Origin of the sequence: Edaphocola aurantiacus (genome assembly GCF_019797745.1) — a bacterium.
Classification (GTDB): Bacteria; Bacteroidota; Bacteroidia; order Chitinophagales; family Chitinophagaceae; genus Edaphocola; species Edaphocola aurantiacus.
Genome location: NZ_VOSI01000002.1, coordinates 728,371 through 744,274 on the forward strand (window position 1 = coordinate 728,371; position 15,904 = coordinate 744,274).

Sequence of the window (15,904 nt, forward strand, 5' to 3'; positions counted from 1 at the left end):
ACAACGTATAATGCCATTCAAATAATTTATTAATGCATTTATAAAAAATCGGATAGTTTGGATTAAAACAACTATCATGAAATATAACCTCAATAAAAAAGTCCTTTTTAGGACACCACAATTTCCTATCAATGCTAAGCTTGAAGACTGCTGGGATGACCTAAAAGCCTCAATTAAGATATCATCGCCTGACTTTTATAAGATTATAGAGCACATGCATTTTGAAGATATCGAAAATGACTCAAGGCCAGTGCAGTACACGATCGCTAAGTATTTTAATCGTGCACGGTTTCGCCCTACGCCTTATGGCACTTTTGCAAGTATCGGAATAGCTGGCCTAGGGAATCCTGGAGATATCCTAACCCTAAATGATAAAATGATCAGGCACTCCTTTCTTGACTGGCGGGAAATTATTGAATTTCAGGATCAGTGGTCACAATATTCGATACAAGATCTTTGTTTTCAATCTAATTCAGCCAGTTATAAATGCGGTGAACTGATACGATGTATTTATAAGAATGGGGAGCAGTTTGAATTAAGTGATATTCCATATTATCAAGTTATTGTAGACTTGATTGAATTCTGCACGGAAACTAGATCTTTCATGGAAATCAAAGCTCGTTTTCTTGCAGATTTTGAGAGTGAATCTGATCTGAAAGAAATACTTGTAACGCTTATTATAAACCAACTGATATTTACTAATTGCCAGGCAAGCATTATTGATGACCTTCATAAATTAGAGTGCTTCCCCGGTCGGGTAAGAACTTATGATATTTGTCAAAGAACAAGTGATAGCGGTTCAATCCATTTTCCATACGAAGTTGAACTCAAGGAATTGATAACTTTTCTTTCTGGACAATACTCAAGTTCAGAGCCTGAAGATCTGATACGGTTTAAAGATCGGTTTTTAAACCAATACGATCAGCGGGCCATTAAATTGCTGGAAGCCCTTGATCCCGAAATGGGTATCGGATATGGGGACCTGGAAAATTATAATGGAGACGAACTTATAGATCTGTTTACGGGTTTTGAGTCAATTAAAGAAAAGAGCCCTGATCTGTCAGAATTGTTGAAAAAGAGTCTATTCACAAAAGCGACTTTGCCATCCGTTATTCATCTGGAGGACTACAATGATCTTAAAAAGAAAGAGTGGCATAAAATACCGAACACATTTAACGCTATAGTCAGTCCTGCGGGCGATGGCTATTTTGTCAGTATGTTAGGGGGGGCATCTGCCAATTCCATTTTAGGTCGATTCAATCTGGTAGACGATGAAATTCTTATGTTGTGCAGAGATAATGCGAGGTTAGAATCTGAAGCTAATCCAGAGGTGCTCTTTTTTGATATTGCTTATTGTGGCGAGAGAAATGTCGATAATATCAATAGGAGGAGACCAATTTATGATTATCAGGTTTCTATTCATTCCTTTTCAAAAAATACAGCCCAAATCCCTTTAAATGACATTTATATAGGAGTCCGTTCGGCTGAGGTCATATTGTATTCAAAAACATTAAAAAAGAGACTTATTCCCAGACTTTCCAGTGCTTATACTTATACACGTTCTGATCTTTCTTTATTCCGGTTCCTATGTGATATACAGAGCCAAAATATCAAGCTCTCTTTAATCCCCAATTTAGATACTGCGTTTGAAAACGTAGACTTTAAACCCCAAATCCGCTTCAAAAATTTGATACTATCACCTGCAGGTTGGAGAATTAGGCTCGAAGATTTTCCTGTTTCCAATGAAAATTTTAAAAATGGGGTAAGCCTTAATGGGAGGTATCGTTTTGTAAAAATTGGGTATGCTGATCAAACACTACATCTGAATAGTGGTTCAGTGGAGGATTTGGATCTAATCTATTCGATTCTGAAAACCAAAAAGGAACTTTGGATACAGGAGAGCTTTACCCAGGAAGAAATTCTGATCCGTGATTCAATTGGTAATTCCTATGCAACTGAGCTGGTATTAAGTATTTCCCATAATAGTACCATTTATCCTGGTGTAAGACTGAATAGCAACGAAACAAATGTGCAGAGGACCTTTTTGCCTGGAAGTGAATGGATGTATTTTGAATTGTTTATACATCCATGTAAGGCAAACGAAGTACTAATTGCCCAAATATCTTCTGTCTTAAACCAACTTAAAGGTAAGATTCAGAAGTGGTTTTTTATCCGGTACAATGAGTCTGGGGATCACCTTAGGCTACGACTTCAGTTAAATGATTTATCCGATTATAGCATGGTAATGGAATTTATACAAAAGTTTTTTGCTGAGATAAGAGACAGAGGCTTTCTGAAAGATTTAAGAATATGTACTTACAGGCGGGAATTGGAGCGTTATGGTTCTAATATCATAGATCAGGTCGAAGAGCTGTTTTGTCATGATTCAGTATATGTTCTGCAGGTTATTAAAAATCTCCCTGATAAAGTTACACTTTATCTGAATACAGTTGACATAATGATCAGGGTGGGAAACTCCATTTTTGGAAAGTTGGAATTACAACCTGTTTTTAGTAAATTGTTATCAGTCCATAATAATGAACATAATTTAAATTCGAAGGCATTTAAAGCCATCAATAGCTTTTATAAGATAGAGATTAGGCCAAGGCAAGCAGAAATTTCAACCGTGTCGGAAATTGAAATTACAAATGCCTATATTGCCGTTCTAAGGCCTCTTGCACGGGAGAGGCAGATTCAACTATTTGCAGATTTTTTCCATATGCATATAAATAGACTCTTTTCCGATAAGCAAAGAGAACATGAGACTATTATATATAATCTTTTGATGAACCGGATCAAGGAGATTCAATTCAAGCGAACTTCATTAATGGAAGGATGAAATAATCTTCGGCAGAACGGATAATCGGTACGTTCTGCCGATAGGAATTTTATTTCCATTTTCCATGTAAATTAGGTTTCCCTGGATTGAACTTACTTTATTAGTATTGATCAGGTAGGACCTATGGACCCTTATAAAATGCTTTGAAGAAAATTGCTCGAGGAGCTTTTCTAGAGAACTTATGAATATGTAATTTTTGTTGTTAAGAACAAGGGTCATATAGTTTCCGTCGGATTTGATATAAAAAATATCACCCAATTTTATCTTAATAAAGCTGCCTTTATGTTTCCCTGGAATAGTTATTATTTGCTTGAGAACACTTACCTGATCTCCACAAATAAGTTTTTTGACTTTTTCTACTGCTTCGTTGAATCGTTCTTGTCTTATTGGCTTTAATAAATAGTCTGCTACATTAAGAGAAAATGCTTCGAATGCATACTCTCTGTATCCTGTTGTAAAAATTACTATTGTTTTGCCTTTCATCAAATCTGCAACGTCTAATCCGGATATGCCGGGCATTTCAATATCCAGGAATAATAGGTCGATGTGCAATCCATTGTCGACCTCTTTTAAAAAATCTGCAGGACTACTGGAAGTTCCGATGAGTTGGAGGTCCTCATGGTTCTTTATCATAATTTCCAGCACTTTGAATTGTGAAGGGAAATCATCTAATATAAAGCATTTAAGCTGGGTCATTTCTTAATATTTTTAGGTCGAGTTCATAGAATCCGGCAGCAAAAGACTCTTTCCATCGATACCTTTTTGGGTAAAAGTTTTCAAGAGTTTGAAGAACTGATTTTGTTCCCATTTGCTCCCGCTCACTATTAGGTAAATTAATGGCAGTTTTGTTTTGTATGAGTATCTGGACTTTTGAAATATCTGCCTTAATCAATATAAATGGTGGCATATCTTTCTTATTGAAATCTGCATGTTTAAACACATTTTCGATTAAGGTAACCAGCGCATGAGGGGGGAAATCCATCTGTTTAGATTCTTCATCTATCTCTAAAGAAAGTTGAAAATTTGTTTTACCTAAATTTTTGAAAAGATCAATAACCTGTTCCATGACTTTAAGCTCGTTTGATAAGGAGTTTCTAAAGGCTGGGTTGCTCATTTCCAGCGCGCTGGTTTGAATATCCATTAAGGAGTAAATAATCCGTACCGTTTCTGGCGCCCTTTCCATTAAAATTCCTTGTACACTACTTAATGCATTTACCATTAAGTGAGGGCTCATTTGGGTACGGAGTAACGCTAGTTCTAACTTTGCATATTCCTCATTTTGTTTTGAAATAGCGACATCTTGTTCTCTCTTTTGTCTCTCGTAAAGAATTGATTTTTTGGCATACCAATATCCGAAAGCGATAGAGAAAATATAAATCTGCCTCATTAAATACCTTAATATATAGGTTTTATATTGGCTATAGTCAAATGCTACATTTCTAAAACGATATTGGCCTAAAGTAATTCCAAAAATTAAGTATGCGAATGTTACTACATAAATTGCTAGTAATAATACTTTAATTGACCAAAGCTTTATTAATAGGTCTATCTTCGGGAGTATTAAATGGGTTGCCAGAAAGAAAAACACAATTTGTACACCATAAAAAATTATAAAATCGCCGAGAAAAGCTTTTGAACCCATTAAGAGTACGACATAGGACTCTATAAAAATGAATAGCGCTATTGCAAATATGTGCCATAATATTTTGTTAGTTTTTGACATAGAAATTTTTTAAAGTATGACATTCAAATAGGTAATAATGCTGTTTAGACATAATAATGTGAAGATTTTGAGGTTGTGCTTATATTTAAGTCAATTAAATATTAATAACAATTCAGAACTAACAGATTATGAAAAATCAAAGTATTAAAATTGAAAGAATTTCTTCTTTTAAGTTCCAAAGCAATTTAAACAAGAAAACTACAGGGAAGTCGGGTGGTGATCCAACTACTACAACGGTTGGCACTAATCCCACAGTAACTTTTCTATGTGTAGTAAAGTAATTTATTTGAAGATTGTTCAACTTTTTGCCGGGTTATCCCGGCTTTTTTTGTTTTATATAGGTATGCTTTCAGAAAAGTAGGTGTCATTCGTAAAGGAAATACTGTCGTTTAAATAATTTATTTGTCGTTCGTACAAAGAATGCTGCTGTTCAGATAAAAAATCCCAAAACTGGGAAATGAATTGATTTTCGTATTTGTTTTTGACTATAACTTTGTGTTCAAGAAAGGCAGAATGGAATAGGAATAAATATTAAAAGTTCAGGATTGAAATGCAGATATAATAATAAAAATTGACAAAGAATTTTTGATTTTCAAGTAGATTTTAAAGGATATAAAAGCCAATAAAAATGGTGCTGTGTCGAATTGCTTTTTGTTGTAAATATAATTTTTATTTCCATAATTCTGTGAATTATTAAGTCTAATATTAGTCATTTGGCATAGAATGTGATTTCGGCGGAAAGATGACTTTTTCATAAAAACTGGCGTAGCTGAAAACCAGTAAAAAAGAGTAGGCACTATTTCTAACCCGCAAAACCAGTTGCTTAGTAATTGGCCGGAGCCGATAATTTTTTCAAAAACTCCCCAAAAATTTAAAATTATGAAACGTATCGTTTTATCAACAGCTGCCCTTATGCTGGCTACAGCATTCTCGTTTGCAGGCACTCCTGAGACAAAAACCGAAGCAAAAGCAAAACCTGAAGTAAAAACCGAAATTGCTTCACAGGTTTATCACTATGATTCTAAAAATAGCAATGGTACGATCAATTTCTTACCTGGGGAACCAGGTCAAAATGATTGTACCGACGGTGAAACTCCATGTCGTTGGGTTTCTGACGCACCGTTGACTTCTCCTATGAGCCCTGCTCAAATCGAGAGCCAAGCGACTGTAACAGATTACCGTCCATAGTTTTTTGGGACTATAAAGGTTAAAAATAAGGGGAGCAGTTTACTGCCCCCTTTATTTTTAAAGATACTTCCGTATTGCTTTTGCCAGTGAAACTGTACTTGCACGCAATTCAGGCGTGTCTAAAACGACGACTTCGCCATTTTTATCAACAAGCATTACATAAGGAGATTTGTACACACCCAGATAGTTATACAAGGGGTGTAGATTACCTTCCGGGCCCGTGTTAAGGTTTACGCATTCTTTGTTTGAATAGGTATTGTTGGCAATAGACCTTAACCACATGTCCTTTTTAGTGTCGCAGGAAACAGAAATTACCATGAACCGTTTATCCTCTTTAAATTCCTCTTCTACTTTGGATACTATATTCTGGTAATAAGTGGCGCATGCCCCACAACCGCTGAACCAGAAATCTATGAGCAAGAGCTTTCCTTTATAAGATCCGAGGTCAATCTTTTTACCGGACGGATCATCGAAAACAAATCCAGAAATATTTTTACCCAACAATTGCCGGTGTTTTTCCAGCATCAGCTTATACCTTGGAATGGTAACCAGGTTATTTGCTATGTTAAGGCCGTGTTTTTTTTCTGACACCCCCACAAGGTTTATTGCACCAAGCAACATGGATTGTTCTTTGAATCCATTGCCGATCGGCTTGATTTCTTTGATTATATTGGAAATGTCAGGCGTGCTGGTTTTAAGGTTCGCTACCAGATATGCTATCCGGCCGTAACAGGTTTGAAATTCAAGAGAAGAGGCTATTGCACTATCGGAAACGGCCAATTTCGGGTATGGGAAAAAAGTTGACAAGACCTTGTCCGCAAAGAAACTGCGATCGGCCTGAGTTTTGTTCTTAAGTTCTCTTTGGGAATAGGAGACTAAAAACTCTGAAACATATTGTCGATCCCTCATTAAGATATCTGTCTGGAGCACTTCAAAAGCAAAAGGGGACATAACATTTTTCCCTTTTTGTAAAACATGAAGCAACCGCTCGATCTTTTCTTTATCCACAGGAATAGTGTCTGTATAAGGATCCTTAAAATAAGCTGCGTTTTTTTCCGGATGCGTCTGTAATTCATTGTTATAATCATTCTGTTCTTTTCTGACGGCATATAGCGTGTTATATTTTTCCGCCCCCTTTCCGCTAAAGGTTGTATTAGTGGAATAATCACTAATTTGTGCGTTGTCTGGAATATTTATAGTAATATCGTCGCCGTCTTCCCAGAATAATTCGTTAGCTAGCATTCTCGAATCCCCCCTCCAGCGAGGATGTGTTTTAAGTTTTTTAATAGACACATATCCGTAAGGAAATTCCACATCAGCCTTAAGTGAACAATATCCACTTTTGTCTACAATTGCAATAAAACTGTTTCTTATTTTTTGATTTACTGTCTGCGGGCCGAACATAAGGGACAGGGTGTCACCCGGGGCATTTAAAGCATACTTTACTTTAATATTTATTGTATATGTTTTCTTTTCCTGCGCCTGAACCATGTTTGGGACTAGGTTTGCTACAAAGCAAACAATATACAGGAAATAGTGTATGATTGAGTGTTTCATCTTATCTTAAATTTTGGTCAATGCCGCTTATTCTGATTTCAAGGTCAGGGATATTTAAGACATATCGTGGACTATTTGGAGCAAGGATATAGGTTTGACCCTTTAGAGTGATCTTTTGTTCCACTGCAAATTCCGGTTCAAGGTTAAATCTTCTGAGGTCTTCCCAACGAGAATTAGTATACCGGGCGAGTTCTTTCCTTCGTTCGTCAATAATGGTTAGCAGCAATTTCTTTGGATCATTTTGGGTTATGGTGGGTGCAGTCCCTTTTTTATAGCGGTTAAGCAACAGCAAATTCAGATCCTTTAGTGCTGCCGCAACATTTCCGGTACGTATCAAACACTCTGCCCTTATCAGGTATATTTCGTTTGTCGCAATACCACCAAAAGTGGCAGAAGTTCCTGTATAACTGGCTACAAAGTTGAGCCTGTCTCCGGTTAGGGCATAGCACAATTCTTTTCTCAGATCATTGTCTTCATAAAGATTATATAACTGCCTGCTGGCCTGGACGACAGAGCCTTTTGTCGAACCCCTGAAATTACCGCCAATAGAATACCCATAAAAAATGATTTCGGGATTGCCGATGCCATTTGCAGGAAACCGGAAGGTGCGGGAGGGAGAAACAATTTGATTATCATTATAATCAATTAATGTTGCTTGTTTGGACAATACGGCGTCGCATTGCAATTTTGCATTTGCATAGTTTCCGGTGGTTAGATATACTCTTGCAAGTAATGCATGAGCGGCTACAGCCGTCGTCCTGGTTAGAATTGGTTTTGTTTCAGGAAGTAATTTTGAGGCTTCTTTAAGATCATTTAAGATTAAATTGTATACCTCCTGAAGGGAAGATCGTTGCTTAGTTTCATTTGTATTAGTATTTGTCCTGATGGGTAGCCCTGGGTCATTGCTGGCAGTTGCTTTACTATAAGGTTTACAAAATACCTGGGCGAGTGTATAATACGCATAAGCCCTGTAAAAGAGCGATTGTCCCTTAAGGTATAATGCGGTCTGATCATTTGACGGAAACTTATCAATGCCGTCCAGTACTATATTTGCGGAATTGATTACCGTAAAGGGATGGTTCCATTCGTTTGCCGATCCATTAAGCCAATTTATTTTAAGGCTCCAGGTATATTGGTTCAAATCAGATTCAGATAAGTTTCCTGCATCGGCATCTGCGACAAACACATTATCTGTTCCGGCATTGGCCACAAAAGTATATTGCCGGTTGAGTACATTCTCATCATCAAGTATAGATTGGAAATCACTTAACGTTTGTGGTACAGAAAGCCCTTTGTCTGGTTTAACGTCAAGCCAGTCCTGTTTGCATCCTGTTAGCAACCATAAAAACAGGACAAAGGTATAAAAGGTTAAATTGCGGTTCATAGTTTTAAAAATTAGCGTTTATTCCTAAAGAAAATGACTTTGGTTGTGGTACACCAAAAGTAGATTGAGGGTCAATTCCCAATTTGTTCTTTCTCCATATGATGCCAGGATTTTTTGCGTACAAGAAAACATTCAATTTAATTTTTTGAGTGACTAAATGTTTACTCAGGTCATAACCCAACCTTATGTCCTGTAACCTGATATGATCTCCAGCCGTGATTAATGCTTCAGAGTATTGGTAGAAAGAGGATCTGTTGAAATTATCGGGATAAACAAATGAGGGAACATTTGTGTTGTTTTCGTCCCCGGGCTTTTGCCATCTATTCAAATAATCCATATGTCCTTCACTGGTAAGGGCAGCAGTGTAACTTGGGCTGGCTGAAGATCTTCTGAAAACATAATCGAGAAAATAGGTTATATTAAAGGAAAGATTAAAATCTTTATAATTGAAGTCATTTCTTAATGAGCCGAACGATTGGGGAATAAAATTTCCTGCATACACGAGATCAGATTCTTTTAGGTTGGCAGTTATTGCAGCATAATCTTCACTTTTCCCATCGTTGACCCATCCAACCGGATTCCCGTTTTCAGGATTTAAGCCCTCCCAGCGGTAGGCAAAGACTGCATTAAGTGGTTTCCCTTTCACTCCACCGAAATTGCTTATACTCGTGTAAGGGGCATCATAGCGCACCACTTCATCTTTAATGAAACTGTAAAGTATTGCTGTGTTCCATTGTAATGGTCCTTGTAACCATTTGATATTAAGATTAATGTCTATTCCTTTTGTCTTTGTTTCAGCAGTATTGGCATTATAGGAAACAAAACCGGTTTGTGGTGCGAGATTTGTTTTTTGTACAAGGTCGATTCCATTCTTTTTATAATATTCTATACTTCCCGTGACTACATTATTTCGTAATCTGAAATCCAAACCAAGGTTCATGTTTTTCACCCGTTCCCAGCTTAGGTCTGGATTTGGTGCGGTTAAACTTAAAATGGCCTGCGCACCGGTAAGCACAGAAGACATGTATCTTCCGGTCAGAAGGGCGGTACCGTTTCTGTATGTATTTCCATTGTATCCAAATGAGCCTCTTAGATTCAGGTAAGGTATCATGGTTGAATGAAAAAAGGATTCATCACTGATTTTCCATCCTGCACCCAGGGACCATAAAGGAGTGAACCGGTTATTTACGTTTGCCCCAAATAAATTTGCGCCATCAGTTCGGGCACTGGCCGTTAGGATATATCGATTTTTATAACTGTATGAACCATTAGCGTAATAGGATACAAAGCGGTTGGTGATCCCGAAAATTTTACCGGCAGGACCCGGAAGTCGTGCAGATCCGGAAGGGCTTGTCGGGAAGTAAGTGAGGTAATCCAGGGTCATATTTGTTGTTCCAAACTGGTCGTCATAACCAAGGAGGCTTTGGGCACTTCCTTCCGTTTTTAGTTCCCTTGTCTCGAATCCGGCCAGGCCAGCAATATTGTGTACTCCGATAGTTTTGTCAAAATTCAGTTGCGTCCTCAAATTTGTAGCGGACCAATTATAGTTGGACAGGTCAAGGATGGCGCCTTTTGGGAAATTATATGTAAACGTCCTGGTTGTATTATTGTATATGGAAAAACTATTGAATAGATCACGAACATAGTAGCTTTCAGGCGACTGATAATTGCGGGTACTGATTTTTTGCTGTTCTTTCTGGTAATTAACAGAAGCGGTTAATTCCGGAAGTATCTTGTACTGTGCACTGATCCTGGCAAGGATACTGTTTACTTTTGTGGCATTATCGGCTAATGATAATTCTTGAAGTGGCCGGTATCTCCAGTCTTTGTAGCCAATGGCTTCCATTTCCTCTAAAAAGCTGTCACTATATTTATAGGGAACAGCTGAAGGACTTCGATCATCCTGTACCAGACGGGAATAGGGTAAGAAATTTCCGCTATATTTTGAATTAAAAATTGTATAGGTGTTAAAGGTGTTATTCAGATCTGTTTTGCTGTCTGAATAATTTAGTCCGGCAGTTATTTCGAGATTTTTCAGGGGACGGTATGTGTTTAAAGAATTTATCGTTATCCTGTTATTGCCGTTTCTTACAAGGCTTTCCTTATTTTTATCGTAACCGGCACTCAGTCGGTATGTCAGGTTCGGGGTTCCACCATGTAAGGCCAGTGAATACTGTTGTTTTACTGCTTTCTGATATATATACTTACTTATATCATTACGAACATCGATATTTCGTAAAGCGTCGAGTTTGGTTTGTCCTTCAACATCTGATATTAAACCGGAACGGACCTGGTCCATTATCCGGACGGCATCACTAACCACTGGATGATTAGAAGTATTGGTAAGGTCAGCATTGTAGTATCCTTTATCAAAAAGAAACTGCTCTGTTTCAATAAAACTCTTTGAATCCAGGAACAATTTATCATAAAATACATCTGGTTTTCCTGAAATGGTAAGATTACTATTGAAGTCGATGTTAATTCTTTCATTATTCCTTCCCTTTTTGGTCGTAATCACGATTACGCCATTTCCCGATCGTGCCCCCCAGATTGAAGCAGCTGTTGCATCTTTAAGGATGGTAATGTTTTCTATATCATTTGGATTGATCGAAGACAGTTCTCCTTCAAAGGGGAAATTGTCCACCACGATCAGTGGATCAGTGGAAGAGAGATAGGTACTTTGTCCCCTGATGATTAACCCTGAAGTTCTGTTATTTGGATTGGTCTGAATCCGGCCTACTTCCGGGTTATTATTAAAATTAAAATTCAGTCCAGGCACCACCCCATTTAACCGATCTAATATATTGGTGGAAACCGAACGGTTGAGCAGTTTGTTATCTACCTGAACATAACTGCCCACCGCTCTGTCTTTAGGTATAGATTGGTATCCGGTATTGATCACATCTGCAGTTTCCATTACGATATTTGTCGCAGTGAGGTGAATATCACCGATGTTTCCATTTACTTCGATATCCTGTGGCTCGTAACCCAGCATTTTTATACTTAGGTGATCACCATCTTGTACGGTAATTTCAAAAGCACCTGATCCGCTGGTGCTTGTAGCATTTCCTCCTTTACCAGCAGTGATAGTAGCTCCTGCCAGAGGACTGCCTGCCTGGTCGAGAACCCGACCTGATTTCTTTGCCGGTTGATCTCCTTTTTTATCTGGGGTATTATCAGGAGTCGGTCTTTGACGGATAATGATGTTCTTTCCTTTGATTTCATAATCCAGATTCTCTGGTTGATTTTTAAAGATCTCCCGCATAGCCTGATCAATACTTACCCCTTTGAGGTTAACGGTTACCGGCCTTGTTTTGGTAAGCGTTGCTGAAGGTGCCATAATTACAAAATCGGTCTGCGCACGAAGTTTTTTAATGACTTGTTCCAGTGACTCGTTTCTGGCCGTTAGGTTAATGTCTTGCGCACGGGCAATACTGCTGGCGGCAAAGAGTGATACACATAAGGTAAGCACTCGTAGGGAATGGGCATAGGAGGGTAGTTTTTGTTTACTTTCCTGCAGGTTGAAACCTCTGCCGCCCATTGAATGAAATAAACCATTCATAATTTTTTGGTTAGTGGATACAGCTTACACCTGTTGACAATAATGCCGACAATGAGTAAGTTTGTATCAGGGTTAAAAATGTAGATTGTCTGAATTTTAATTTTTACCCGATACCCGCCGGAGTTGTTAGCGCAACCCCGGCATTTTTATGGTACCCTGGCAAACATATGAAACGTCTTTATCGCTTTGTTACCGTAATCCTCCTTCCTTGTATTTTAAATGATAATCCTGCCAGATCAGAGATTGGCTCCAAAATTTCCGATAATTTCCTGTTCTTCGGTATTTCCATCATAAATAGTTCCTCTGATATACTGGCTGGATAGTCGATGTCTACATCATACCAGCGTTCGAGATGTTTAAAGATCTGCCCTAAAGTGAGATCATTAAAGACAAACAGGTTCTTTGTCCAGCCGATATAATCCTGTCCGTTGATATTCTTTAAATTGAACTTTCCGTTAGTAAATTTTGCAAGCTGATTAGGGGAAAGGATGACAGAACCTTTTGAAGCAGTAGCCTGCACCAGTACCTTTCCTTCGAGTAAGGCAGTCTCAATCGGTTCATTCTCGTATGCCTGTACATTAAAATGAGTACCCAGTACCGTAAGTACCTGTCCGGCCGATTGTACTTTAAATGGTTTAGCTGGATTATGACTGACTTCAAAATACCCTTCGCCGGTTAACTTCACGAGTCTTTCCGATCCGTTGAATCTGGTAGGATAGGAGAAAGTAGAACCTGAATTTAATTGTACTCTTGTGCCGTCTGCTAGTTTTAGGCTGTATATACCGCCTTTAGGTACTTCAATAGTAGCCAGTAATACTTCATCGGTTGCGGTAATTGTCTCTCCATCCTCGTAGGCGATGCTACTGCCCTCAATACTTACACCTGATTTGCTATCTTTTAGTTCAAAGCGCTTCCCATTGGAAAGGGTTAGGGTTGCTTTATTGGTCCCTGGCAAGACATCTGATCCATAAATACTCGTGAGCTGCGGTACATCCGGTTTATTGTCCATATTCATAAAAGTAATGGTCATGCCGATAACCAGGAGTGCTGCAGCGGCAGCGATCCATTTGAATGGCAGTATTTTTCTTTTTGTTTCCGGATCTCCAGGTAAATTAGCCTTAATATGTGCCCAGGCTTCTGCAGTAACACCATCTACCTGTTCTTCTGCAGTTTCGGCATCCCTAATCTGTTCGGATTGAAGGTAGTTATCTATGAGTCCATCCAGCTCATCACTCTTACCGGTTGTTTCAAAATAATCATAGAGCTGGCGGGTCTCCAGGGTGCTGGCTGTACCGGCAACGTATTTGTCAAATAGCTGTTTTATATTCTGCTCCATGATCTTTTGATTAGGTATATATAGGAAATACCCTTAGCCAAAGATTATTAGCTATATAGAAATCAAAAAAAAGGAAAATAAAATGTAAGTAGCTAGTAATTAGCTTAATAAAATTGCGGCTAATAACAGGGATTGACCGATCAGTCCAGCTTTCAATTGCTTATTGGCCTGTTGTAAGAGCTGGTTAATGGTGTTGGGGCTGATACCCAGCTGTTCGCTGATTTCACTGTAGCTATGGCCTTCGATCTTATGCAGCGTAAATACTTCCTTTTGTCTGGGGGTAAGCTTTTGGAGGGCAGACTCCAGAATACTCTTCGCATCCTTTTTATCCAGCTGCCATTCGATAGGAGAATATGCCTCTTCAAAAGCGTTATGGCGGTGATAGGCCTGGTCTAAGAGGGCCTTTCTAAAGCTCTTTTTGCAAAAGTTTGATGCGATGGTATAGAGGAATGCCCCGAATGATAGTTCGGGATCGAGCCGATCCCGAACTTCCCAAACTTTTAGAAAGACATCCTGTAAGATGTCCTTGGCAAGCTCTTCAGACTTGAGTAGATATAGGAGTCGATAGGTCAGTTTGCGAGAATAGCTTTTATATAAAACCTCAAAGGCATCCTGATCACCTGATTTTACGCGATTAATAAGTTCTTTTTCCGGAAGTATGATATCAGCTTTCATGTGCAATCTGGTTAATTACAATTGTGTCCGGCGGCAGCATATATAAAATAGGGAAATCACAAATAAGGTTCCTGCAAGGCAGGGGGACATGCATTCAATAAGTATGTTCAAATATATAAATAATTAATTTGAATGACAGCCATGTGACTGTAAAAACCGTGAGAAAAATGGGGTAGTCAACAATGAGGAATAACCTGGAAGCATAAATGGGCTGGTTTTAGCTGCCATCTTTACCAGTAAAGGGCTTGTACCGGTAACCTAATACTCTATCTATAAATTATAAATACTGTAGTTTCATGGTTAAAAAATAAATCGTAATATTATCTTATACTAAAAGTTTAAACATCCTAAGCCCGTGTATATTCCCTTTAAACTCCTAATCAAAACGCAATTGGATGAACTGGCGAGATCAGGTAATAAGTACCTAGTATTGCAAAATTTCAAGTGGCCGAATCTTGGTATTGTAAAGGGGCTAATGATACATCCTTACAACGAGCCGTTGCTGGCTAAAATGCACCAAGTTCAAATGGGGCATGAAGATGCTTCCTTATATGAAATAGGTCAAAATAGCCGCGATATTGAATTATTGATGGATAGTAAAGAACACCTGGTTTTTTCAAATGAAGTTAGTGATTCCAACTGGCGCAAAGTGCTGGTAGAATTGTATGGGCAGCAGATTAAAAAAGTAATTCTATTAAGGGATATATTTCCGCTTGTTTATAATATTAAAATTAGTTTTCAACTGGAAATGGGCCAGTTATTTGTTTTGATAAGCAATGACCGGAAGATTCATAAGGAGCCTTTTTATGATTTTGTTATGGAGGGCAGTAGAAATTGATAGAATAAAAGTATAGACTTGGTAAATTAATTGGGCACGCAATGCATGCCCAATCCTGTTTTGTTTTAGTTCATAGGAAATCATTTTACTTTTGGCAGCTCTGTTTCCAATTTGAGCGAGCAAATATATTGAAATTCTAATGGTTTCCTATTTTGAACTGAATAATGTCTTTTTATGCTAATTATTCAAACTGTATTTCGTAAATCAGTTCACCGGTTGCAGTAACAGCTTGGCCGGGGCTGTTTGATACTGCGATAGTGCTGCCATCTAAAAACCATTTTCCTACAGAGGGGATTGCAGTTGGATCATAATCTGGAGGAAGAACAAGATTTAAGGGCAGCCGGTTTAAAAAAGCAATGGAAGCCCTGCTGGCCAGTTGCGCGATAAATACAGGGTCCAAGGCATTTAGGTATGCTAGTTGTGCAGCGTTAAGAACTACGTGATCATCTACCCAGGAGATATAATCTGTAAAAACTGCATTTGCTTCAACTTCCAGTTCTGCATTGGTCAATGCATAAAGGGTCGTTTGCAGATCATCGAACCCATCTGGTGTAAAAGGAACTTTTGCCATATTGTTTCAGTTTTAAGAGATAAAATATTGCGTTCTTATATCGAAAGTTTACCGATTCAAAATTATCTGGAAAGTAGCTGCATCAATTTACACTACTATTTCAAATATAAAAAATAAATAATATATTAGCAATAAGGAAGAAAATGAATTAATTGATTGATTATTGTTGAGCTATTAAGTAAGCTCCAGGTAATTGCAAAGTAATGAGTATACCGCCCATTAAATATAATG

Annotated in this window: 11 protein-coding genes; 3 read left to right on the forward strand and 8 right to left on the reverse strand. The window is 38.1% G+C overall.

The features are described 5' to 3' along the window. Positions 1–76: 76 nt before the first annotated feature. Entirely contained in the window at positions 77–2,839 is a 2,763-nt protein-coding gene (locus tag FTD44_RS07635) for a lantibiotic dehydratase (RefSeq protein ID WP_222165895.1), read from the forward strand. On the opposite strand, the gene FTD44_RS07640 is transcribed toward FTD44_RS07635, so the two are convergent. Further along, positions 2,825–3,535, reverse strand: coding sequence for a LytR/AlgR family response regulator transcription factor (locus tag FTD44_RS07640; protein WP_222165896.1), 711 nt, complete (start codon positions 3,533–3,535; stop codon positions 2,825–2,827). The genes FTD44_RS07635 and FTD44_RS07640 overlap by 15 nt on opposite strands. Continuing rightward, positions 3,522–4,562 (reverse strand): histidine kinase, encoded by a 1,041-nt coding sequence (locus FTD44_RS07645; protein WP_222165897.1) that lies wholly within the window; start codon positions 4,560–4,562, stop codon positions 3,522–3,524. Before FTD44_RS07645 ends, FTD44_RS07640 begins: the two co-directional genes overlap by 14 nt. Positions 4,563–5,441: 879 nt before the next feature. Here FTD44_RS07645 and FTD44_RS07650 point away from each other — a divergent pair. After that, complete coding sequence (locus FTD44_RS07650) at positions 5,442–5,750, forward strand: DUF6520 family protein (protein WP_222165898.1); 309 nt, start codon at positions 5,442–5,444, stop codon at positions 5,748–5,750. A gap of 57 nt (positions 5,751–5,807) precedes the next feature. Here the strand turns inward: FTD44_RS07650 and FTD44_RS07655 are convergent, their stop codons facing one another. The 5 genes from FTD44_RS07655 to FTD44_RS07675 form a co-directional block, all read right to left on the reverse strand. Then, the gene (locus FTD44_RS07655) at positions 5,808–7,241 is read right to left on the reverse strand and encodes a thioredoxin family protein (protein WP_222165899.1); all 1,434 of its coding nucleotides are present in this window, start codon (positions 7,239–7,241) and stop codon (positions 5,808–5,810) included. 67 nt (positions 7,242–7,308) lie between these two features. Then, positions 7,309–8,691 (reverse strand): RagB/SusD family nutrient uptake outer membrane protein, encoded by a 1,383-nt coding sequence (locus FTD44_RS07660; protein ID WP_222165900.1) that lies wholly within the window; start codon positions 8,689–8,691, stop codon positions 7,309–7,311. A gap of 4 nt (positions 8,692–8,695) precedes the next feature. Continuing rightward, the gene (locus FTD44_RS07665; RefSeq protein WP_222165901.1) at positions 8,696–12,253 is read right to left on the reverse strand and encodes a SusC/RagA family TonB-linked outer membrane protein; all 3,558 of its coding nucleotides are present in this window, start codon (positions 12,251–12,253) and stop codon (positions 8,696–8,698) included. Between the two features lie 178 nt (positions 12,254–12,431). Further along, complete coding sequence (locus FTD44_RS07670; protein ID WP_222165902.1) at positions 12,432–13,589, reverse strand: FecR family protein; 1,158 nt, start codon at positions 13,587–13,589, stop codon at positions 12,432–12,434. A 99-nt stretch (positions 13,590–13,688) separates the two neighbouring features. Then, on the reverse strand, positions 13,689–14,264 hold the full coding sequence (locus FTD44_RS07675; protein WP_222165903.1) for an RNA polymerase sigma factor: 576 nt from the start codon (positions 14,262–14,264) through the stop codon (positions 13,689–13,691). 391 nt (positions 14,265–14,655) lie between these two features. Between FTD44_RS07675 and FTD44_RS07680 the strand changes: the two genes are divergently transcribed. Then, entirely contained in the window at positions 14,656–15,102 is a 447-nt protein-coding gene (locus tag FTD44_RS07680) for a hypothetical protein (RefSeq protein WP_222165904.1), read from the forward strand. Positions 15,103–15,283: 181 nt separating this feature from the next. Here FTD44_RS07680 and FTD44_RS07685 read toward each other — a convergent pair whose 3' ends face one another. Then, positions 15,284–15,673, reverse strand: coding sequence for a hypothetical protein (locus FTD44_RS07685; protein ID WP_222165905.1), 390 nt, complete (start codon positions 15,671–15,673; stop codon positions 15,284–15,286). Positions 15,674–15,904: the final 231 nt, after the last annotated feature.

What these genes read in the sequence shown, in the direction of transcription:
- FTD44_RS07635 (WP_222165895.1), top strand. Translation starts at nt 77, where the DNA reads ATGAAATATAACCTCAATAAAAAAGTCCTTTTTAGGACACCACAATTT.
- FTD44_RS07640 (WP_222165896.1), bottom strand. Translation starts at nt 3,535, where the DNA reads ATGACCCAGCTTAAATGCTTTATATTAGATGATTTCCCTTCACAATTC.
- FTD44_RS07645 (WP_222165897.1), bottom strand. Translation starts at nt 4,562, where the DNA reads ATGTCAAAAACTAACAAAATATTATGGCACATATTTGCAATAGCGCTA.
- FTD44_RS07650 (WP_222165898.1), top strand. Translation starts at nt 5,442, where the DNA reads ATGAAACGTATCGTTTTATCAACAGCTGCCCTTATGCTGGCTACAGCA.
- FTD44_RS07655 (WP_222165899.1), bottom strand. Translation starts at nt 7,241, where the DNA reads ATGGTTCAGGCGCAGGAAAAGAAAACATATACAATAAATATTAAAGTA.
- FTD44_RS07660 (WP_222165900.1), bottom strand. Translation starts at nt 8,691, where the DNA reads ATGAACCGCAATTTAACCTTTTATACCTTTGTCCTGTTTTTATGGTTG.
- FTD44_RS07665 (WP_222165901.1), bottom strand. Translation starts at nt 12,253, where the DNA reads ATGAATGGTTTATTTCATTCAATGGGCGGCAGAGGTTTCAACCTGCAG.
- FTD44_RS07670 (WP_222165902.1), bottom strand. Translation starts at nt 13,589, where the DNA reads ATGGAGCAGAATATAAAACAGCTATTTGACAAATACGTTGCCGGTACA.
- FTD44_RS07675 (WP_222165903.1), bottom strand. Translation starts at nt 14,264, where the DNA reads ATGAAAGCTGATATCATACTTCCGGAAAAAGAACTTATTAATCGCGTA.
- FTD44_RS07685 (WP_222165905.1), bottom strand. Translation starts at nt 15,673, where the DNA reads ATGGCAAAAGTTCCTTTTACACCAGATGGGTTCGATGATCTGCAAACG.